19 protein-coding genes are annotated in these 19,616 nt (G+C 73.5%); 13 read left to right on the forward strand and 6 right to left on the reverse strand.

Annotated features, from left to right (window positions below; all coding sequences use genetic code 11):
- Positions 1 to 12 precede the first annotated feature (12 nt).
- Complete coding sequence (locus ABD297_RS03030) at positions 13 to 201, reverse strand: hypothetical protein (protein WP_344252839.1); 189 nt, start codon at positions 199 to 201, stop codon at positions 13 to 15.
- A gap of 164 nt (positions 202 to 365) precedes the next feature.
- On the opposite strand from ABD297_RS03030, the gene ABD297_RS03035 reads away from it, so the two are divergent.
- Positions 366 to 2,150: an alkaline phosphatase D family protein gene (locus ABD297_RS03035; protein ID WP_344252840.1), complete on the forward strand. Its 1,785-nt coding sequence runs from the start codon at positions 366 to 368 to the stop codon at positions 2,148 to 2,150.
- Positions 2,151 to 2,263: 113 nt separating this feature from the next.
- Here the strand turns inward: ABD297_RS03035 and ABD297_RS03040 are convergent, their stop codons facing one another.
- Positions 2,264 to 3,193, reverse strand: a complete 930-nt coding sequence (locus ABD297_RS03040) for an alpha/beta hydrolase (protein WP_344252842.1) — start codon at positions 3,191 to 3,193, stop codon at positions 2,264 to 2,266.
- 191 nt (positions 3,194 to 3,384) lie between these two features.
- Between ABD297_RS03040 and ABD297_RS03045 the strand changes: the two genes are divergently transcribed.
- The 7 genes from ABD297_RS03045 to ABD297_RS03075 all read left to right on the forward strand — a co-directional run bounded on the left by ABD297_RS03045 (position 3,385) and on the right by ABD297_RS03075 (position 10,331).
- Positions 3,385 to 4,146: a DeoR/GlpR family DNA-binding transcription regulator gene (locus tag ABD297_RS03045; protein WP_344252843.1), complete on the forward strand. Its 762-nt coding sequence runs from the start codon at positions 3,385 to 3,387 to the stop codon at positions 4,144 to 4,146.
- Entirely contained in the window at positions 4,143 to 5,096 is a 954-nt protein-coding gene (pfkB, locus tag ABD297_RS03050) for a 1-phosphofructokinase (protein ID WP_344252846.1), read from the forward strand. The genes ABD297_RS03045 and pfkB overlap by 4 nt, the downstream gene beginning before the upstream one ends.
- Positions 5,097 to 5,150: 54 nt before the next feature.
- Entirely contained in the window at positions 5,151 to 7,220 is a 2,070-nt protein-coding gene (locus ABD297_RS03055) for a PTS fructose transporter subunit IIABC (protein WP_344252847.1), read from the forward strand.
- A 75-nt stretch (positions 7,221 to 7,295) separates the two neighbouring features.
- Positions 7,296 to 7,565: an HPr family phosphocarrier protein gene (locus ABD297_RS03060; protein WP_344252848.1), complete on the forward strand. Its 270-nt coding sequence runs from the start codon at positions 7,296 to 7,298 to the stop codon at positions 7,563 to 7,565.
- Between the two features lie 5 nt (positions 7,566 to 7,570).
- Positions 7,571 to 9,313: a phosphoenolpyruvate--protein phosphotransferase gene (gene ptsP / locus ABD297_RS03065; protein WP_344252850.1), complete on the forward strand. Its 1,743-nt coding sequence runs from the start codon at positions 7,571 to 7,573 to the stop codon at positions 9,311 to 9,313.
- A 28-nt stretch (positions 9,314 to 9,341) separates the two neighbouring features.
- Complete coding sequence (locus ABD297_RS03070; RefSeq protein ID WP_344252851.1) at positions 9,342 to 9,863, forward strand: hypothetical protein; 522 nt, start codon at positions 9,342 to 9,344, stop codon at positions 9,861 to 9,863.
- 126 nt (positions 9,864 to 9,989) lie between these two features.
- Positions 9,990 to 10,331 carry a hypothetical protein gene (locus ABD297_RS03075; RefSeq protein WP_344252853.1) on the forward strand — a complete coding sequence of 114 codons (342 nt, stop codon included), beginning with the start codon at positions 9,990 to 9,992 and terminating at the stop codon, positions 10,329 to 10,331.
- 73 nt (positions 10,332 to 10,404) lie between these two features.
- Here ABD297_RS03075 and ABD297_RS23790 read toward each other — a convergent pair whose 3' ends face one another.
- Entirely contained in the window at positions 10,405 to 12,603 is a 2,199-nt protein-coding gene (locus ABD297_RS23790; RefSeq protein ID WP_344252854.1) for an ATP-dependent DNA ligase, read from the reverse strand.
- 428 nt (positions 12,604 to 13,031) lie between these two features.
- Between ABD297_RS23790 and ABD297_RS03085 the strand changes: the two genes are divergently transcribed.
- From ABD297_RS03085 to ABD297_RS03100, 4 genes are all read left to right on the forward strand, one after another.
- Complete coding sequence (locus ABD297_RS03085; RefSeq protein ID WP_344252857.1) at positions 13,032 to 13,298, forward strand: hypothetical protein; 267 nt, start codon at positions 13,032 to 13,034, stop codon at positions 13,296 to 13,298.
- Between the two features lie 32 nt (positions 13,299 to 13,330).
- Positions 13,331 to 13,732 carry a PPOX class F420-dependent oxidoreductase gene (locus ABD297_RS03090; RefSeq protein ID WP_344252858.1) on the forward strand — a complete coding sequence of 134 codons (402 nt, stop codon included), beginning with the start codon at positions 13,331 to 13,333 and terminating at the stop codon, positions 13,730 to 13,732.
- Positions 13,733 to 13,807: 75 nt separating this feature from the next.
- The gene (locus ABD297_RS03095) at positions 13,808 to 15,856 is read left to right on the forward strand and encodes a hypothetical protein (protein ID WP_344252859.1); all 2,049 of its coding nucleotides are present in this window, start codon (positions 13,808 to 13,810) and stop codon (positions 15,854 to 15,856) included.
- Complete coding sequence (locus ABD297_RS03100; RefSeq protein ID WP_344252861.1) at positions 15,853 to 17,064, forward strand: NAD-dependent epimerase/dehydratase family protein; 1,212 nt, start codon at positions 15,853 to 15,855, stop codon at positions 17,062 to 17,064. The genes ABD297_RS03095 and ABD297_RS03100 overlap by 4 nt, the downstream gene beginning before the upstream one ends.
- Here ABD297_RS03100 and ABD297_RS03105 read toward each other — a convergent pair.
- Both ABD297_RS03105 and ABD297_RS03110 read right to left on the reverse strand, forming a co-directional pair.
- Positions 17,003 to 17,881: a hypothetical protein gene (locus ABD297_RS03105; protein WP_344252862.1), complete on the reverse strand. Its 879-nt coding sequence runs from the start codon at positions 17,879 to 17,881 to the stop codon at positions 17,003 to 17,005. The genes ABD297_RS03100 and ABD297_RS03105 overlap by 62 nt on opposite strands.
- An 11-nt stretch (positions 17,882 to 17,892) precedes the next feature.
- Positions 17,893 to 18,456 (reverse strand): hypothetical protein, encoded by a 564-nt coding sequence (locus tag ABD297_RS03110; RefSeq protein ID WP_344252864.1) that lies wholly within the window; start codon positions 18,454 to 18,456, stop codon positions 17,893 to 17,895.
- 39 nt (positions 18,457 to 18,495) lie between these two features.
- Here ABD297_RS03110 and ABD297_RS03115 point away from each other — a divergent pair, with 39 nt between their 5' ends.
- A complete protein-coding gene (locus tag ABD297_RS03115; protein ID WP_344252865.1) occupies positions 18,496 to 18,774 on the forward strand; it encodes a hypothetical protein in 279 nt (92 codons plus the stop codon).
- 137 nt (positions 18,775 to 18,911) lie between these two features.
- Here the strand turns inward: ABD297_RS03115 and ABD297_RS03120 are convergent, their stop codons facing one another.
- Positions 18,912 to 19,613 (reverse strand): hypothetical protein, encoded by a 702-nt coding sequence (locus ABD297_RS03120; protein WP_344252866.1) that lies wholly within the window; start codon positions 19,611 to 19,613, stop codon positions 18,912 to 18,914.
- Between the last annotated feature and the right edge of the window lie 3 nt (positions 19,614 to 19,616).

Genomic DNA, 19,616 nt, shown 5'->3' on the forward strand with positions numbered 1-19,616 from the left:
CCCGACGCCGGGTCAGGGTCGACGTCGGGCGCCGGAGAGCGCGAGCCCCAGACCGGCGACGGCCACGATGGGGCCGATGACGGCCCAGAGGGTGACGCCCGACATGACGCTGCCGCCGACGTAGCCGAGGCCCTGCAGGGTCCACAGCGCTCCGACGAGGACGAGCAGGACGCCGACGATGACGCGGACGGGGTGGGTCATGACGGGCCACGCAGCCGGGTGCTCATGCCCCGACGCTACGCCGGTGGAGCGGCACGGGCAGGTGCAGTGGGAGACGGCCCCGACCACGGGACGTCACCCGGCGGCCGGACCCAGGTCCACGCATACGCCCCTGAGCGTCACCGCCCGGGCATAGCCTCGCGGTCATGACATCGCCGTCCCTCGACCGGCGCACCCTCCTCAAGGGTGTCGCCGCGGCCACCGCAGCACTCGCCGTCCCTCGCGTCTTCGACCCGGCCGCCGCTGCGGCGCCGGCGAGCAAGGGCATCTTCGGCTACGGGATCGCCAGCGGCGACCCCACCGCCGACTCCGTCGTCATCTGGACCCGAGCGACGCCGCCGGCGCGGCCCGGTGAGCCCGTCGCCACCCCGGGCAGCGGCCTCGGCCGCCCGATCCCGGTGCGCTGGCAGGTCGCCCGCGACCGCAGGTTCACCCGCCTGGCCGCGCACGGCACCGTCATGACCTCGCCCGACAGCGACCACACGGTCAAGGTCGACGTCACCGGGCTCGATCCCTACACGCGCTACTACTACCGCTTCCAGTCGCTCGGCGAGCTCAGCGACGTCGGTCGCACCCAGACCGCCGGCGACATCGCGGGCGAGACGCACGCGCTGCGGATGGCGCTCGTCAGCTGCAGCAACTACACGGGCGGCTACTTCACGGCCTACCGCGCCATCGCCGCCCGCGACGACCTCGACTTCGTGCTGCACGTCGGCGACTACATCTACGAGTACGGCAACGGCGCCGACCGCTACGGCCCCGCCGCCCTCGCCGGCGTCCGCGACAGCCAGCCGCCCACCGAGACCATCGACCTGCTCGGCTACCGCCTGCGCCACGCCCTGCACAAGGCCGACCCCGACTGTCGCGCCGCGCACCAGGCGCTGCCCTGGATCACGATCTTCGACGACCACGAGGTCGCCAACAACTCGTGGGCCGACGGTGCGCAGAACCACCAGCCGGGGGAGGGCGACTACCTCGCCCGCCGCGCCCAGGCGATGCAGGCCTACCTCGAGTGGATGCCGTTCCGCCTGCCCGACCAGTCGGTGCCGCACCAGGGCACCCGCTTCTTCAAGCGGTTCACCTTCGGCGACCTCGGCGACCTGTCCATCCTCGAGACACGGCAGAACCGCAGCCGCCAGGTCACCGTGCCCGGCGTGCCCTTCGACGGCTTCGTCCCCGTAGGCCTCAGCCCGGCGATCGACGGCGCGATCGCCTCGCCCGCCCGGCACCTGCCCGAGCCCGAGCAGCTGGCCTGGCTCAAGGACGGCCTCGCCCAGCGGGGGCGTCAGTGGCACCTGCTCGGCAACCAGGTCATGGTCGCGCCGGTGCTCTACCCGGGCGCTGCGCTCGGCGCACCCGGCTACACCTTCGTCAACGCCGACCAGTGGGACGGCTACACCGCCGACCGCACGAGCCTGCTGACCCACCTCGCGGCCCAGCCCGCGGCGGCCGGTGACGCGGTCGTGCTGACCGGCGACATCCACGCCTCCTTCTCGTGCGACCTGCCCGTGACCTCGTCACCCGGCCAGGCGGCCTACACCTCTGCCGGCGTCGAGTTCGTCTGCCCGTCCGTGACGAGCGACGGTTTCTACGAGGTGCTCGGCAGCACCGCGCAGCTCAAGGGTCAGCCGGCCGAGGTCGTCGTCGGGGCCACCCGGCAGGCCATCGGCGCCGCGCAGCAGCTCAACCCGTGGCTGCGCTACATCGACGGGGTCAGCCACGGCTTCGTCGTCATCGACGTGACGCCGGAGCGCGTCCAGGCCGACTACCACCACACGCCGGTCCCGACGAGCGCGCAGCCCGACCCGCGCATCGTCCCGACCGTGCTGCCCGGCTACACCCGCAGCCTGCAGACGCTGGCCGGCACCCGCCGGCTCTCGTCCGCCGCCGGGCCCGTCGGGCCGAGGTCCGACGAGCCGCGCGGGAGCTGACCCCTGCCGAGGTCCGCTGACTCCGGCGGACCTCCGGGGTCCCGACAGACGGGAGCGCCCGCTCGACGTTCGTGGTCGAGCGGGCGCTCCCGTGCCTGCTGGGTCGTGTCCGGTCAGGCCGCGGCGGGGACGAGATGGGCGTCGAGCCACTCGAGGATCTCGACCTCGACCTCATCCCGGTTGGTCTCGTTGAGGATCTCGTGCCGCGCCTCGGGCCACAGCGTCAGCGTCACGTCACGGACCCCGAGCCGGCGCAGCTGGTCGGCGACCTTGCGCACGCCCTTGCCGTTGGCGCCGACCGGGTCCATGTCGCCCGACGTGAGGTGGACCGGCAGGTTCTTCGGGATGCGCCCCGCGACCGCGTCGGTGTTGACGCCCTCGAGGCCACGGATCAGGTCGACGAAGCCGCCGGCGCTGAAGACGAACCCGCAGTCGGGGTCGTTGACGTACTTGTCGACCTCGGCCGTGTCGCGTGAGAGCCAGTCGAACTGCGTCCGGGTCGGCTTGAAGGCGCTGTTGTACTGCCCGAAGGTCAGCGTGTTCATCAGCCCGCTCGCGTGGGTGTGGCCGCGCAGCCGGGCCTGGGTCGAGGCGAGGAAGAGGCCGACCCTGCTGATCGCGCCGGCCCCGCCTGAGGTGCCCGAGAGCACGAGGCCGGTCAGCTCGGAACCGAACTGGGCGACATACCCCCTCGCGAGGAACGAGCCCATGCTGTGGCCGAGGAGGAAGACGGGCAGACCCGGCTGCTCCTCGCGGGCGCGCTCAGTCACGGCGTGCAGGTCGTCGATGACCGTCTGCCAGCCGTCCTGCTGCGCGAAGTAGCCGCGGCTGCCGACCGTCTTGCCGTGCCCGCGATGGTCGGAGCCGTAGACGGCGTACCCGTGGTCGGTGAGCCGCTGCGCGAAGCGGGCGTAGCGGCTCGAGTGCTCGGCCATGCCGTGCGAGACCTGGACGACGGCCTTGGCCGGCCCGTCCGGGAGCCAGCGGTTGACGAAGACCTCGGTGCCGTCGGGGGTCATCAGCGTGAACGTGCTGCTCTGCATGGCCGAACTGTATGCCGCGGGGTCGCCGCCGCGCGGGCAGCCGGGCGTAGATCTCATTGTCCGAACGCGCCCGCTCCTGCCCGAAGCCACAAAAACGGGTGCCCGAATCTATTTACATAGGACCGAACGGGTGGTTTCCTTGGTGAAGCGGCCCGAAGGGGGACCGCAGTCGACGAGGACGAGGGAGTCCGATGTACGCAGCGGAGCGCCAGCAGCGGATCATCGCCGAGGCGCGCCGTGCCGGCCGCGTCGAGGTCACCGCCCTCGCCGACTCCCTCGGGGTCGCCGCCGAGACCGTGCGCCGTGACCTCACCGCCCTCGAGCGCCGGGGCTCCCTGCGCCGGGTGCACGGCGGGGCCATCCCCGTCGAGCGCCTCGAGGTCGAGCCGACCCTCGCCACCCGCTCCGGTCGCCTCACCGACGTCAAGCGCCGCATCGCGGCCCGCGCCCTCGACGAGCTGCCGAGCGGCGGAAGCATCATCCTCGACGCCGGGTCCACCGCCCTGGCCGTGGCCGAGATGCTCCCGCCCGACCTCGACCTCACGGTCCTCACCAACAGCCTCGCCGCCGCGACCGTGCTCTCGACGCACCCCGGCATCTCCCTCTACCTTCTCGGCGGACGCGTCCGCGGCACGACCGGCGCCGCCGTCGGTGACTGGGCCACGGGCGCCCTCGCCGACGTCGTCGTCGACGTCGCGATCATCGGCACCAACGGCCTGTCGGTCGCCCGCGGCCTGACGACGCCCGACCAGTCCGAGTCCCTCGTCAAGCGCGCCATGGTCGGCGCCGCCCGCAAGTGCGTGGTCCTCACCGACTCGAGCAAGGCCGGTGACGACCACCTCCACCGATTCGCCCAGCTCGCCGACGTCGACGTCGTCATCACCGACACCGACCTCGACGACGACGTCGCCGCCGAGATCCGTGCGGCCGGACCGGAAGTGGTGACCGCATGATCGTGACCCTCACCCCCAACCCGAGCATCGACCGGGCCGTCCTCATCGACGCCCTCCGTCGCGGCGAGGTGCACCGCGCCACGAGCAGCCGGATCGACCCGGGTGGCAAGGGCGTCAACGTCTCCCGCGCCCTGGCCGCGCAGGGCGGCTCGACCACCGCGGTGCTGCCGAGCGGCGGACCCGAGGGCCACCTGCTCGAGGAGCTCCTCGACGCGGCCGGCGTCTCCTACGCCTCCGTCCCGGTCCGCGGCTCCGTGCGCATGAACATCAGCGTCCTCGAGCCCGACGGCACGACGACCAAGCTCAACGAGCCCGGCCCGGACCTGTCGCCCGACGAGGTCGAGGCGCTCGTCGCCACCACGCTCGAGCGTGCCGAGGGGGCCCAGTGGGTCGTCGGCTGCGGCAGCCTCCCGCCCGGCGCCCCCACCGACCTGTATGCCGTCCTCGTCCGCCGGGTGCGCGAGCGCGGTGGCCGCATCGCCATCGACTCCTCGGGCGCGCCGTTCGCGGCAGCCGTCGCCGCCCGCCCGCACCTGATCAAGCCGAACCACGAGGAGCTCGCCGAGCTCGTCGAGCACGACCTGCCCACCCTGGGCCATGTCCGCGACGCGGCCCGCGAGCTCGTCACGGCCGGCATCGACGTCGTCGCGGTCAGCCTCGGCGGCGACGGGGCCCTGCTCGTGACGGCCGACGAGTGCGCCCACGCCCGGGCCACCATCACGGCCCCCCAGTCCACCGTGGGCGCCGGCGACTGCATGCTCGCCGGCCTGCTCCACGGCCTGTCCACCGGGCTCGCCCCGGCGGACGCCCTCATGACGGGGGTGACGTGGGGCGCCGCGGCGGTCACCCTCCCCGGAAGCCGCGTCCCCTCACCCGACGACCTCGACGGCATACGCGCTGAGCTGACCCGCGAGCCCGACCTCGACCGTGTCATCGGTGTCCTCACCTGACGCGGCCCCAGACGCCGAACACCTGATCGTCCCGATCCTCCGAAAGGAAATGACATGTCCCTGATCACCGAAGACCAGGTCGTCCTCGACCTCACCGGTGCCGATCGCCACGAGGCGACCCGGAGGCTCGGCGAACGACTCGTCGCCACGGGCCGCTGCACCGATCTCGACCAGTTCCTCGCCGACGTGCGCAAGCGCGAGGAGACGATGGCGACCGGCCTGCCCGGCGGCATCGGCATCCCGCACGCCCGCAGCACCGCCATCACCGAGCCGTCCCTCGTCTTCGGGCGTGCGACGGAGGGTGGCGGCATCGACTGGGGTGCCAAGGACGGACCGGCCACGCTCGTCTTCCTCATCGCGGCTCCCGAGGGTGGCGGCGACGCGCACATGCAGATGCTGCCCAAGCTGGCCCGCGCCCTGATGAAGAAGGACTTCAAGGCGGCGCTCGCCGCGGCCACCACCGAGGCCGAGGTCGTCCGCATCGTCAGCGCCGAGGTCGAGCTCGACCAGCCCGCCGGCGCTGCCGCGGGTGCTGCTGCTGCCGGCGCCGCCGACACGAGCGGCGCCTCGGCGCCGGCCGCGAAGCGCGTGCTCAACCTCGTCGGCGTCACCTCGTGCCCGACCGGCATCGCCCACACCTACATGGCGGCCGAGGGTCTCGAGAACGCCGCCAAGGCCGCCGGCCACACGATGCTCGTCGAGACCCAGGGCTCCGCCGGCTCCAAGCCGCTGAGCGCCGCCCAGATCGCCGCCGCCGACGCCGTCATCTTCGCCCACGACCTGCCCGTCAAGGACGCCCGCCGCTTCGCCGGCAAGCCCCTCGTCGACGTCGGCGTCAAGAAGGGCATCTCCGACGGACCCCTGCTCGTCTCCCAGGCCGAGCAGCTCGTCGCCGAGTGGGACGCCGACCCGAGCAAGCGCGCGGCGGCCGTCGCGGCCGCCGGCGCCGGGGGCGCGTCCGGGGGCCTCATCTCGAAGGTCGAGGAGGGCGCCAGCACCGGCACCAAGATCCGCCAGTGGCTCATGACCGGCGTGTCCTACATGATCCCGTTCGTCGCCGCCGGCGGCATCCTCATCGCCCTGTCGTTCATGCTCGCCCAGGTCGCCCTCGGCGAGCAGGGAGCCATCGAGATCGTCAAGTACAACCTCAAGCCCGGCGACCCGCTCAACATCGCGACGACCTTCAGCCCCACCAGCCTCACCTCGTGGGCGGCGCTCCTCTTCGTCATCGGCGGCGCGTCGTTCGGCTTCCTCGTCCCGATCCTCTCCGGCTTCATCGCCTTCGCCATCGCCGACCGCCCCGGCCTCGTGCCCGGCATCGTCGGCGGCTCCGTCGCGGCGACCATGGGTGCCGGCTTCCTCGGCGGCCTCGTCACCGGTCTGCTCGGTGGTTTCGTCGCCCGCTGGGTCTCCGGGTGGAACGTCGCCAAGGGGGTCAGGGGCGTCATGCCGGTGGTCGTCATCCCGCTGCTGAGCTCGCTCATCACGGTGGGCCTGTTCATCACTGTCCTGGGCCGCCCGATCAAGGGCCTCACCGACGCCCTCAACAGCTGGCTGACCGGCATGAACGGCGCGAGCGCCATCATCCTCGGCATCATCCTCGGCGCCATGATGGGCTTCGACCTCGGTGGCCCGATCAACAAGGTCGCCTACGCCTTCGCCACGACCGGTCTCGCCGCCGCGGGCGCCGCGACCAACGCGCCGCAGCTGAAGATCATGGCCGCGGTCATGGCGGCAGGCATGGTCGCGCCCCTCGCCATGGCGCTCGCCACGACCGTCCGGCCGCACCTCTTCTCCGAGCCGGAGCGTGAGAACGGCAAGGCCGCCTGGCTGCTCGGTCTCTCGTTCATCTCCGAAGGGGCGATCCCGTTCGCCGCCGCCGACCCGGTCCGCGTCATCTCGAGCTCCGTCATCGGCTCGGCCGTCACGGGCGCCCTGGCGATGGCCTTCGGCACCACGCTCCGGGCCCCGCACGGAGGCATCTGGGTGCTGCCGCTCATCGGCAACTTCCTGCTCTTCCTGCTCGCGCTCGCCGTCGGTGTGGTCGTCATGACCGGCCTCGTCGTCGCGATGAAGTCCCGTGAGCACAACCTTGCGGAGATCGACGCGACCGCTACGGTCTGAAGCAGGGCGTGATCGCGATCGCCGTCTGACCACACCGACGCACGACCACCCGTTTTCCAACGAAGGAGCACGTCCATGGCAACCCGCACCGTCACCATCGCCTCCTCGGTGGGCCTGCACGCCCGCCCGGCCGCCCTGTTCGTCGAGGCAGCCAGCGCCTCCGGGCTCAACGTCGAGATCGCCAAGCCCGGCGAGGACCCGGTCGACGCGACGAGCATCCTCGGCGTCATGGCCCTCGGGGCCAAGCACGGCGAGGAGGTCGTCCTGACGGCCGACGGCGACGGCGCCGACGAGACGCTCGACTCCCTGGTCGAGCTTCTGTCGCGCGACCTCGACGCGGAGTAGTCACCATGGCCGGGTCGGAGACCACGTCCGCTGCCACGTCTGCTGCTACGTCTGCTGGCACGTCGCAGCCGGTGCCGGAGGCACGGCACGGCATCGGCGTCAGCCCCGGCACGGCATACGGGCCGGTGGTGCAGGTCGCACCACCGGTCCGGCCGCCGGCCGACGAGAAGGCGGTCGACGACGAGGAGGCAGCGCTCGCCGACGTGCGCGCGGCCTTCGAGTCGGTGGCCGTCTCGCTCGAGGAGCGGGCGACGCGGGTCGACGACACGGCGCAGCAGATCCTCAAGGCGACGGCCCTCATCGCGCGCGACAAGGGCCTCGTCAAGGCGGCCGCCAAGGAGCTCGCGGCCGGCCACGGGCGGGCGCACTCCATCGAGAACGCGGTGGAGACGTATGCCGCGCAGTTCGAGGCGCTCGGCGGCTACTTCGCCGAGCGGGTGGCCGACCTCAGGGACGTCGGATCACGCGCTGTCGCAGCGGTGCTCGGCGTCCCGGCCCCCGGCGTTCCCTCGTTCTCGGAGCCGAGCGTCATCGTCGCGGAGGACCTCGCGCCCGCCGAGACGGCGACGCTCGACCGGCGGCTCGTCGTCGGGATCATCACCGAGGCCGGCGGCCGCACGAGCCACACGGCGATCCTCGCCGCGCAGATGGGCATCCCAGCCGTCGTGCAGCTCGCCGGCGCCACCGAGATCGCCCCCGGCACGCCGGTGGCGCTCGACGGCGACACCGGAGAGGTCACCATCGCGCCCGACATGGAGCTCGTGACGGCCCAGCGTGAGCGGGCCGCTCGACGGGCCGAGGCGCTGGCGCGCCTCTCCGGTCCCGGCCGCACCTCCGACGGGGCCGAGGTGGCCCTGCTCGCCAACATCGGCGGCGTCGAGGACGCCGTCGCTGCCGGCGCGCAGGACCTCGAGGGCGTCGGGCTCTTCCGCACCGAGTTCGTCTACCTCTCCGCGACCAAGGCCCCGACCGTCGAGGAGCAGACGGAGATCTACCGCGGCGTCTTCGCGCCGTTCGAGGGGCGCCGCGTCGTCGTGCGCACGCTCGACGCCGGCGCCGACAAGCCGCTCAAGTTCGCCGACCTCGGCCCGGAGGAGAACCCCGCCCTCGGGCGTCGCGGGCTGCGGCTCTCGGCCGAGCGGCCCGACCTGCTCGACGCGCAGCTCGAGGCGCTCGCCATAGCGGCCCGCGAGACCGGCGCCGACGTCCGCGTCATGGCGCCGATGGTCGCGACGGCCGAGGAGGCCGCCTGGTTCGCGCGTCGCGTGCGCGAGAACGGCCTGCCCAAGGCCGGCGTCATGATCGAGGTGCCCGGCGCGGCCCTGCGGGCCCACCACGTCCTGGGCGAGGTCGACTTCGGCTCTCTCGGCACCAACGACCTGGCGCAGTACACGATGGCCGCCGACCGCATGCAGGGCGCGCTGTCCGACCTGCTCGACCCGTGGCAGCCCGCGGTGCTCGACGTCGTCGGGCTGGCCTGCGACGGCGCCGCCCGGGTCAACCGGCCCATCGGCGTGTGCGGCGAGTCGGCGGGCGACCCGCTGCTCGCGCTCGTGCTCGTCGGCCTCGGCGTCTCGTCGCTGTCGATGGCGCCGAGCAAGGTGCCGGTCGTGCGTCTCGCGCTCTCGCTCCACTCCGTGGCCGAGTGCCAGGCGATCGCGGACGCCGCGCGCGGAGCGCGCACCGCCGTCGACGCCCTCACCGCCGTCCGCGAGGCCGCGAGGAACGAGCTCACCGACCTCCTCTGAGGGTCGCGAGAGAGAGAAGGAGGCGGCGATGACGCTGCCGGACACACCCCGCCGGAGGGTCAACTTCTTCGAGGGCCGCCTCGTCACGGCCGAGGACCTCGGCTCGGAGCAGCAGGCCAGCCGTGAGCGGGTCTGGCTGCACAACCGGATGCTGCACGGCGCGGGCGTCGTCGCCGGGTTCGAGGTCTCGGTCGAGGGTGAGGAGCTCGTCGTCTCACCGGGCATGGCCATCGACGGGTTCGGTCGCGAGATCGTGCTGACCGGGGGCGGCGCACGCCTCGACGGCAGCGACGTCGTCGCCGAGAGCCACGGACGCGTGCATCTCGCGGTGTCGTGGGCGGAGGAGCCCGACGACGAGGTCATCGGCCCCGACGGCCCGGTGCCGGGCCACTTCGTCGAGCGACCCCGGCTGTCGCTGCGTGAGATCGGAGCGGCCGGCGCCGACGCCGACCACGTGGTGCTGGCCCGCGTCCACCGGGCCGGCACCGTGCTCGTCGCGGACGGCTCGGTCCGGCGCCACGTCCGACGCTCGGGGCACGGCGACCGCTGAGCGATGGCTCTGGGTGTGTTCGTGGGTGAGCACTCTCATAGGCGCGCAGACGGCTGGTCCCCGAGCCTGCTCGATAGACTTCTGGTGGACGTCGAGCACGACGTCCACGCGGCAAAGGAGCTCGGCATGAGCACGTCCAGCCTCTACATGGAGCGGGTCCGCCTCGAGGACGGGTACCACGAGGACGACCTCCCCTTCATCGAGCACGCCCTGACCCAGCTGTTCACGCAGCTGGAGCGCTTCGACCCCTCGATGGTCCACATCGGGCTGCGGGTCAAGGACCGTGGGCAGCCGGGCATGCACACCTCCGTCGAGGTCTGCATCAGCGGGCTGCCGACCGTCATCGGCGTCTCCAACCTCGGCGACACCAAGGCCGCCCTCAACGAGGCCGAGGCCAAGGTCGTCGCGCAGCTGCGCGAGGCAGCCGACCGGCACCACGACCGCCGGCCCCGCCAGGTCCGGCACTGAGGCGCCCGCCCCCTCCGGGCTCGAGGTATGCCGTCCCGCCGGGTCGTGGGGCAACGCCTCGGCCGGTGGCGGCTCAGTCCGAGCCGGCCGAGAGGACGTCGGCGAGGTCGTAGCTGACCGGCTCGTCGAGCTGCTCGTACGTGCATGACTCCGGGGTGCGGTCCTCGCGCCACCGGACGAACTGGGCGGTGTGCCGGAAGCGTGCACCCTCCATGTGGTCGTAGCGCACCTCGACGACCCGCTCGGGTCGCAGCGGCACGAAGGAGAGGTCCTTGCCGTTGTTCCAGCGGGAGTACTCCGACGAGCGCGGCGTGCGCATGCTCCCGTCGTCGGTGGGCTGGCCCCAGTTCCACGGGTGGTCGTCCCACTCGGCGACGAGCGGCTGGAGCTCCTCGAAGAGCTCCTTGCGCCGGGCCATCGGGAAGGCGCCGATGACACCGACCGAGGCGAGCTTCCCGTCGTCGCCGTAGAGCCCGAGCAGCAGCGACCCGATCGCGTCGGGCCCGCTCTTGTGCACGCGGTAGCCGGCGACGACGCAGTCGGCGGTGCGCTCGTGCTTGATCTTGAACATCAGGCGCTTGTCGGGCTCGTAGGCGATGTCGACGGGCTTGGCGATGACGCCGTCGAGGCCGGCGCCCTCGAACTGGGTGAACCAGCCCTTGGCGACGTCGCGGTCGGCGGTGGCGGCGGTCAGGTGGATCGGGGCCTCGGCCCCGGCCAGGGCCTTCTCCAGCGCGGCCCGTCGCTCGGCGAACGGCTTGTCGAGGTACGACTCCTCGCCCAGGGCGAGCAGGTCGAAGGCGACGAACGAGGCCGGCGTCTCGGCCGCGAGCTTCTTGACGCGTGAGGCGGCCGGGTGGATGCGCTGCTGGAGCAGGTCGAAGTCGAGGCGGTCACCCGACGAGGGGGAGACGAGGACGATCTCGCCGTCGATGACACACTTGTCGGGGAAGTTCGCGAGCACCGCCTCGACGACCTCGGGGAAGTAGCGCGTCATCGGCTTCTCGTTGCGGGAGCCGATCTCGACGAGGTCGCCCGACCGGAAGATGATCGAGCGGAAGCCGTCCCACTTCGGCTCGTAGAGCACGTCGACCTTGACGGCCGTGAAGTCCTTGACCGGCTTGGCGAGCATCGGCGACACAGGGGGGACGACCGGCATGCCCCACGTCGTGCGGAGGTCGGCGTCGCGCTCGGCCTTGGGTGCCATGTAGTCGCCGTCGGCCTTGTCGGTGCGGCGCTTGCTCGGCTGCACGCGCGGCGGCTCGCCCGGCATCTTGGGGTAGTCGGGCGGGAAGTTCAGCTCGCCGAGGCCGCGCTCGTGGACGTCCTTGTCCCACAATGCGATCGCGGCGGCGACGTCGCCGACCTCGTCGTCGATGCCGGCCCACGCGTCACCGCGGTCGGCGACGAGAGCAGGCACGGTGCGGACCGTGAGCTCCTTGGGGTCGACCGAGCCCAGCTCGTCCCACGTGACCGGCGTCGACACCGGCGCACCCGGCAGCGGGCGCGGGGAGTAGGCCGACGCGATGGTGCGGTCGCGGCACGCCTGGTTGAAGTCGACGAAGACCTTCTCGCCGCGCTCCTCCTTCCACCACGACGTCGTCACGAGGTCGGGGAGGCGTCGCTCCAGCTCGCGCGCGATGCCGATGACGCCGTGCCGCACGTCGAGGAACTCGTGCGTCGGCGCGATGCGGGCGTAGACGTGGACGCCCCGGTTGCCGGACGTCTTGGCCCACGCGGTCAGGCCGATCTCGGCCATCACCTCGCGCAGCGCGACGGCTGCCTCGACGGCGTCGGCGAAACCGCGTCCGGGCTGCGGGTCGAGGTCGATGCGCAGCTCGTCGGGTCGGTCGACGTCGGCGGTGCGGACCGGCCACGGGTGGAAGGTGATGGTGTTCATCTGCGCGGCCCACACGGCATCGGCGATCTCGTCGATGACGAGCTGCGGGTGCTTGCGCCCGGACGGATAGGTGCACATGACGGTGCGGGTGCCCTCGGGGACGCCCTTGGGCGGGTTCTTGGAGAAGAACTCCTCGCCCTCGATCCCCTCGGGGAAGCGCTGCAGCGTGACCGGCCGGTCTCCGAGCGCTCGCAGCATCGGGTCGGCCACCGAGACGAGGTAGGCCGCCATGTCCAGCTTGGTGACCGGCTTGCCGTCGGCCATCCCTGCCGGCGGCCAGAGCACGCGGTCGGGGCTGGAGACGCGCACCTCCCGCACCCCGTCAGGGCTCGACGGACTGGGCGCTGCGACGACGGCGGGCTTGGCGCTCACCCGCCGATCGTAGCCACGGGGTCCGACGCCGGCGGCCGGCGCGCGCTGTGCTTTGGGTTGCGAAGTGACTCAGGCCCACTCGACTGCCCACTCGACTGCCACGTCTCCGGCTGAGTCAGCCGACGACCCAGGGCACAGGGCGCAACCAATCCGCTTGAAGCCAGCGCGCCGCGCCATCCGCGCGGCAGGAGCTCGCGCCCGACGCGTCGACGCCGGATCCGCACCCGGCGAGTGCCGCGCTCGTCGCCGGAGGCATCACCTACTGCAGCAGCGTCCTGCCCTGGCGCTCGAGCGGTGGGGCGCACCCGTGGCGCGGTGCGAACGTCGCCGAGCGGACGGCATACGCCCTCGATCAGCTCACCGCGGCGCTGCCCGCGGGGCCGATCGTCTGGGGCGGCGACTGGAACCATGCGCTGGACGGGCCCGAGATGGCCGGCAGCAGGGCCGGTCGTGAGGCGATCAACGAGGCCGTCACCCGCCTGGGGCTCAGCGTCCTCACCGCCGGGCTGCCCCACCGGCTCGACGGTCACGGGTCCATCGACCACCTCGCCGTTCCGGTCGGGACCCCGGTCGTGAGGCCGGCGCAGCAGGTGCCGATGCAGGCCGAGGGCCGTCACCTCTCCGACCACGACGCCTACGTCGTCGAGGTGTCGCTCGACGGCTCAGAGCAGGGACGCGCGCGCCAGCGGGTGTAGGTAGATGAAGCGTCAACGGGTATGTCTCCGCCATGACCCAGGCGCCCACGCTCCACAACCTCGGTGGCGAACGCTTCGTGCTGATGACGACCTACCGCCGCACCGGCGAGCCGGTCCCGACCCCGGTGTGGGTGCTGCCCGACGCCGGAGCCGCGATCGTCAGCACCCCCGAGGGCGCCGGCAAGCTCAAGCGCCTGCGCCACGACCCTCGCGTCACGATCCAGCCGTGCGACCGCCGCGGCAACGTCGAGGACGGCGCGCCGGTCGTCGAGGGGACCGCCGAGATCATCACCGACTCCGCCGCGTCCGACGCCGTCAACCGCCGGCTCTCGCGAAAGTACGGCGTCGAGTTCCGCATCTTCATGGCCATCGAGTGGGTCGTGCGGCGCGGCAACAGCAACCGCGTGGTCGTGCGGATCACGCCGACCGTCTGACGCGACCCACGAGGGTCGGCGCCCCTTTCCGCCCGATCCCGACCGAGCGCGTGCCCGCGCTGGTTTCATGGGGGGATGCGGCCCTCCGGCGTCGCCGAATCGCCTGACCCCGCGGACGCGATCGTCGTTCGCGGACGAGGCCCCGCGCTCCTGGCCGCCGCGGTGCGCCGCCTGCTGCCGCCCTCGACCGCGTCGGGCCGGGCGGTCGTCCTCGCGCGGCTCTCGCCGCCGACTCCGGCCTCCGCGTCGGTGGTGCACGTCGTCGTCGACGCGCTCGTCGAGGCCGGGTCTGAGGTGTCCGTCGCGGGCCTGCTGACGAGTCGGGACCGCGACCGTGGGCACCGGTCGGTGGGGGCGCTCGCGCACGCGGCCGGCCTCACCGGCCGCACGGAGCGGGGGAGGCCGTATGCCGTCGTCGACCTCGCCGAGGACCTCGTGCCCTCCCGGGCCCCCGCGAGGAGCGTCCTCGCCGGGCTGCCGGTGCCGCGGGCGTGGCTGACGGCGGACACCCGCGTCGTCGTGGGGCGTGCCGTCACCGAACTCGTCGACACGTATGCCGGGTGCCTCGACACGCTGCTCCGAGCCGTCCCCGAGGTGGCGGGCTGCGAGCCGGCGGACCTCGCCGCCGAGGTGGCGCGGCATCTCGGCCCGCACCTCGCGGTGCTCGATGCCCTCGACGCGAGCGGTGGCGCCGACGGCGGCCGGCTCCCGCAGGTCAGCGAGACGGACACCGCCGTCGTCGCGCGAGACCCCGTGCTGGCGGACGTGACGCTCGCCGGTCTGCTCGGCGTGGACCGGTCGAGCTCGTCGCTGGTCGAGCGGGCCGTGGGGCTCCTCGGGGAGCCGAGCGGCTCCGTCGAGGGCGACCTGCAGCCCTTCCCGCCGGTCGCCCACGCCCACCCCCTCGCGGTCAGGGCGGCCCGTCAGGTCGCCCGCGACACGCGCCTGGCCCGGGTCCTCAGCGCCGCCACCGGCGGCCCGGATGCCGGATCGGTCACCGCCGACCCCGTCCTCGCCGCCCTGCGACCGCTCGTGACCGAGGCGGTCCGGGCCGCCGCCGACCCGATCGGACAGGCCGGGCTCGTGGCCCTGCTCGGGCTGGCGTCGACGCTCTCGGCCGGCGGGGAGGCCTGGGCCGCGACGATGGACAAGGCCAAGGTCGACCGGCGGGTCGTCTCCCTGGGGTTCGACCCCGCCGACCACCCCGACGCCGACTACGACACGCTCGCCGCCCAGCTCGCGGCCATCGACGCGGTCGTCGACCGGCTGCCGAGGAGCGAGGACCCGGATGCCCTGCGGTGGTGCCTCGTCGACGGTGCGACCGTCTTCGAGGTCCGCCGGGCCGTCGCGGTCGACTTCGACGCCTGGGTCGAGCGCGTCGACGTCGCCGAGGGCATCAGCCTCATGGCCGACTACCTCGGCGGCCGGCGCGTCCTCGTCGGCGAGGCTCATCCGGCCGAGGCCGATCCCACCGAGAGCCGGGGCGGCTCACGGCAGCGGCAGGCCGAGCGCAACCTCTACCTGCCCCAGCCGAACTACCTGGCCGCGTGGGGTGGCGAGCCGATCGACGTGTGCAAGATCGAGCTCGTGGAGCGCGGACCGGACCGCCAACGGCTGCTCTGGCGCACCGTCTCGAGCCCGAACGGCTCCGCCGCCCACGACGACGGCACCCTCGCCTTCGAGCGCACCGGTGACGGTGCCACGCTCGTGACGATCCGCGGCCGTCAGCTGTTCACGCTGCCGCCCGTGCTCGACGCGGTCGACCTGCCGTCCGTGCCCGAGGTGCGCGGGCCCCTGCTGGAGGAGGCCTACCGGCGCTTCTTCACCGCCACCTTCGACAACCTCGAAGCCTGCTTCGAGGGCCGGGAGCACCGCATCGGCCGTCCTCCACCGGACCCGTCCGAGCCGCTGCTGACCGAGTCGGTGCGCATGCTCGTCGACGCCCTCACCTCCCGCCTGGGCGTGGGGGACGCGCGGCGCGACCACGCGACCCCGGCCGGCCGCTGCGGCGCTCCCGACCCTGCCCTCGACGTGCACGGTTTCCGGCACGTCCCGGGTCCCCGCAGCGGCCCCCACGCCCATGGCGTCGGCGACACCGCGCGCGACGAGGCGGCGACCTCATGAGGGTCGCGGTCACCGGGGCGACGGGACTGGTCGGCCACCACGTCGTCGCGGCAGCGCTGGGAGGCGGCCACGAGGTTGTCGCCGTGACCCGTCCCGGACGCCATCTGCCCCAGCGGCTCCTCGCTCTGGGTGAGGTCGGTCAGGAGCGCGCGAGCCTGACCGATCCGGTCTCGCTCGCGCGTGCCCTCGAGGGCATCGACGCGGTGGTGCACTGCGCCGCCGTCTACTCCTACCACCCCGCGGCCACTGAGCAGCTCGCCGACGTCAACGTCCGCGGGACCCGCGCCGTGCTCGAGGCGGCTGCCGCTGCCGGCGTCACCCGCGCCGTCGTGACGAGCTCGGCGGTGACCCGGGGCTCGAGCCTCCAGCCACTGCCGCGCGACGAGCGCCACCACCTCGGCACCGAGCCTGCCCCGGAGTACTACGCGAGCAAGGTGCGCCAGGAGCAGGCGGCCCTCGACGTCTCCGAGAGCACCGGGCTCGAGGTGGTGCTCGCGCTGCCGACCGTCGTGCTCGGAGGTCCCTACGACCGGCTGGGCCCGAGCAACGCGATCGTCCTGCGCTACCTCCTCGACCCCACCCGCAGCACGTTCCCGGGCGGCTGCAACGTCGTCGACGCCCGCGACGTCGGGGCGGGGCACGTCGTCCTGCTCGAGCGCGGCGAGCCGGGGGAGCGCTACCTCCTCGGCGGCGAGGACGTCTCGTGGCGCACGCTGCACGGCCTCGTCGCCGACCTGGCCGGCGTCGGCCAACCGGCCCTCGAGCTCCCGGCCGGCGCAGCGTGGCTGGCCGCCGGCGCGGCAGAGGCGTGGGCACGGCTCACCTCGTCCGCGCCGCTGTCGACCCGCGAGGAGGCCTCGACCGTCGGGCGCTACTACTGGTACGCCTCCGACCGAGCCCGCACGATCGGGTATGCCGCCCGCCCGGCCCGTGAGGCCGTGGCCGCCTCCCTCGCGTGGCTGGCCATCGGGCCCGACCTGCCCCGCTTCGTGCGGGAGTCGCTGCGCCTCGCCCCTGCGGTGCGGGCCGCCCGGCCGCTCGAGCCCAGAGCCCTCCCCGATCCCGTGGACGCCGGGACCGGCCAAGGAGCGCGACCCGGTCCGGACGCCGGGGCCGAGGGGCGCGACCCGGGGTCCGCCCGGCCGCTCACTCCTCGACGACGACCGCCACGTCCAGCTCCGCCTCGACGCCGCCGGTCACCAGGATGACCCCCTCGTAGCGCTCACCGGGCCGCACCACGTCCGACTTGAGGTCCACCTCGAGCAGGACGTCGTGCTCCGAGCCGGCCGGGATGGTGACGCCGTCGGGGTCCAGCCGCAGCTCGAGCTCGACGTGACGCCCCGAGTCCGGTTGCAGCCGCCCGGCCGACAGCAGCACCTTGCGGGCGCGCGGGTGGGCGTTCGACAGCGTGACCCGACCCGTCGCCGTGTCTCCCGGACGCCCGTGCAGGGTGACCGCCGGCCTCCCCGGCCCGGCGCCGGTGGGCTCGTGCGGCTCGGACCTGCCCGGCTCCGGGGGAGGCCCGGTGACGACGACGTCGGAGTGGTCTGCGGCCCCATCAGGGTCCCCGGGATCGCTCGGGCCGTGATCGTGACCGGGGCTGTCACGGTGCGTAGCGTGCGGTCCCGGCGCCGGCCAGCGACCCGCAGCGGCGCCTGTCCCGGCCCACGTGTCTGCCCGGCCGCCGGCCCGTGACCCGGCTCGGGCCCCCGCGTGCGTCGCCGCCCGTGTCGCGGAGCGCGTGTCCGAGATGACCCGGGCCATGCTGCGGCTGCCGATGGCGACGAGGCTGCCCGCCACGTCGAGACCGAGCTCTCCGACGTCCTTCCAGTAGCGGGCGCCCTCGCGGCTGACCGCCTCCATCCACGCCCGTCCGGCCGTGGTCGGGTCGACCTCGGACGTGAGCGTGGCGCGACCCAGCTCGATCGACTGGCGGGCGAAGTCCGCCTGCGCCGACCAGGCGTCGCGCGCCAGCTCGGTGATCCGGGCGAGCATCTCGTCCTGGCCCCTCGCGTTCGACGACATCACGTGCCTCCTCAGCAGCAGCCGCAGTCGCAGCCGGCCTGCACGGGATCGCACCGCGACGGGCTCACGACGACGGCGACGCGCAGGGGACGGGAGCACCCTTCGAGTCGCACGTCGGCGTAGGCGCACGCGCACGCGTCGAGGTCGCCCGGCAGGCGGCCCTGGCCCATCCCCACGTGGGTGTCGAGGCGGGCGTCGGAGCTGTCCTCCTCGCTCGCAGCGGACGCGTCAGAGCCCTTGCCCCCGCCGGCCTGGCCGCCTTGGCCGTCTCCGCCCTGCCCGTCGCCGCCCTGTCCGTCGCCGCCCTGTCCGTCGCCGCCCTGTCCGTCGCCGCCTTGGCCGGCGGTCGTCGTGACGCCGATGACGAGCCGCACGATGCGGTCCTCGCACGGCGCGAGGGTGACCTGCTCCTCCTCGAGCACCGCGACGACCGCGAGGTCGGTGACGGTGCCGAGGTGCCAGGGGCCCACCGCCAACGTGACCGGGCGCTCGCGGCGCCAGGCGTTGTGCAGGGCCAGGGGGACGATCCGTCGCTCACCGACGCGCGTGTGGACGACGACGTCCGCGTCGGGCACGCAGCAGCCGCAGCCATCCCCGCAGCCACACGTCGAGCCGTGGTGGTCGTGGTGGTCGTGGTGCTCGTGATCGTGATGGTCGTGACCGTGGTGGTCGTGACCTTGGTCGCCGCCCCCGCATCCACATCCGCCACCGCAGCCACAGCCGTGCCGTTCGGTCCCGCAGCCACAGTCGTCAGGTCCGGGGTGGCGGCCGTGGTCGTCGTGGTGGTGGTCGTGGTGTTCGTGGTGGTGGTCATGGTCGTGGTGGTGGCCACCGTGGGGACCGTGGTCGGGCGCGGGCCGGGAGCGCTGCTGCCCCCACCCCTGCCACGGTGAACCGGCGGCCGCGCCGCCACTGCCCAGGAAGGGCGCGGCCATCTCGTCCCACAGCGACTGCGAGGCGTCGGTCCACTGCTGGACGGCGTCGGCCCAGCCGGTCCGCAACGAGGTGAACAGGTCTGGCGTGGAGGTGCTCATGACTTCGACTCCGATCGGTCTCGCGGAAGGATGACGACGTCCAGGTCGGCGATGCCGACGGGGACGGAAGCGGTGTGCCGCCGGGCGGGGTCGAGGCCGGGCGGGACCTCGAGCCGGGCGGGCAGGGTCACGGTCTGGCCGGGCTCGACGGCCGCGGGCGCCTCGAGCGCGAGGACGACGTCGGGGCCCGGGTCCGGGCCACCGTCGTCGGCTCGGGCCATCGTGAGGGCGGCGAGCGGCATACGCACGTTGCCCGTGTTGGTGACGACGAGGGTCACGTCCTGGCTCCCCTCGACCGCGAGGACCCGGCGGGGGCTCAGCTCGAGTGCGGGGTGCGGTGCCACGTCGACCACGACGCGTCGGCGCACCCCGCCGAGCTCCATCTCGGCCTCGTGCCGACCCGGTGGAGTCGTGGCGGGCAGGGGCACGACGACCGGGACCTCGACCGTGCGGCCACCCGGGATGATGGCGCTCGCCGCGCCCGTGACGGCCTCACCGCCGAGGTGCAGGGTGGGGCGTCGGACGACGAGCCGGTCCGCCGAGACGTTCTCGACGGTGACGGTGGTCGTGAGCCGTCCCGGTGGACCGGCGAGCACGATCGCGTCGTCCGGCTCGGCCGCGGGCGGTCGTCGGCGGGACGGTCGGGCAGGCGTCGAGACGGTCTTCGCCGCGGGTGGCTTGCGTCGTGGGGTCGGCATGGC

This window comes from Terrabacter carboxydivorans (genome assembly GCF_039532035.1).
Taxonomy (GTDB): Bacteria; Actinomycetota; Actinomycetes; order Actinomycetales; family Dermatophilaceae; genus Terrabacter; species Terrabacter carboxydivorans.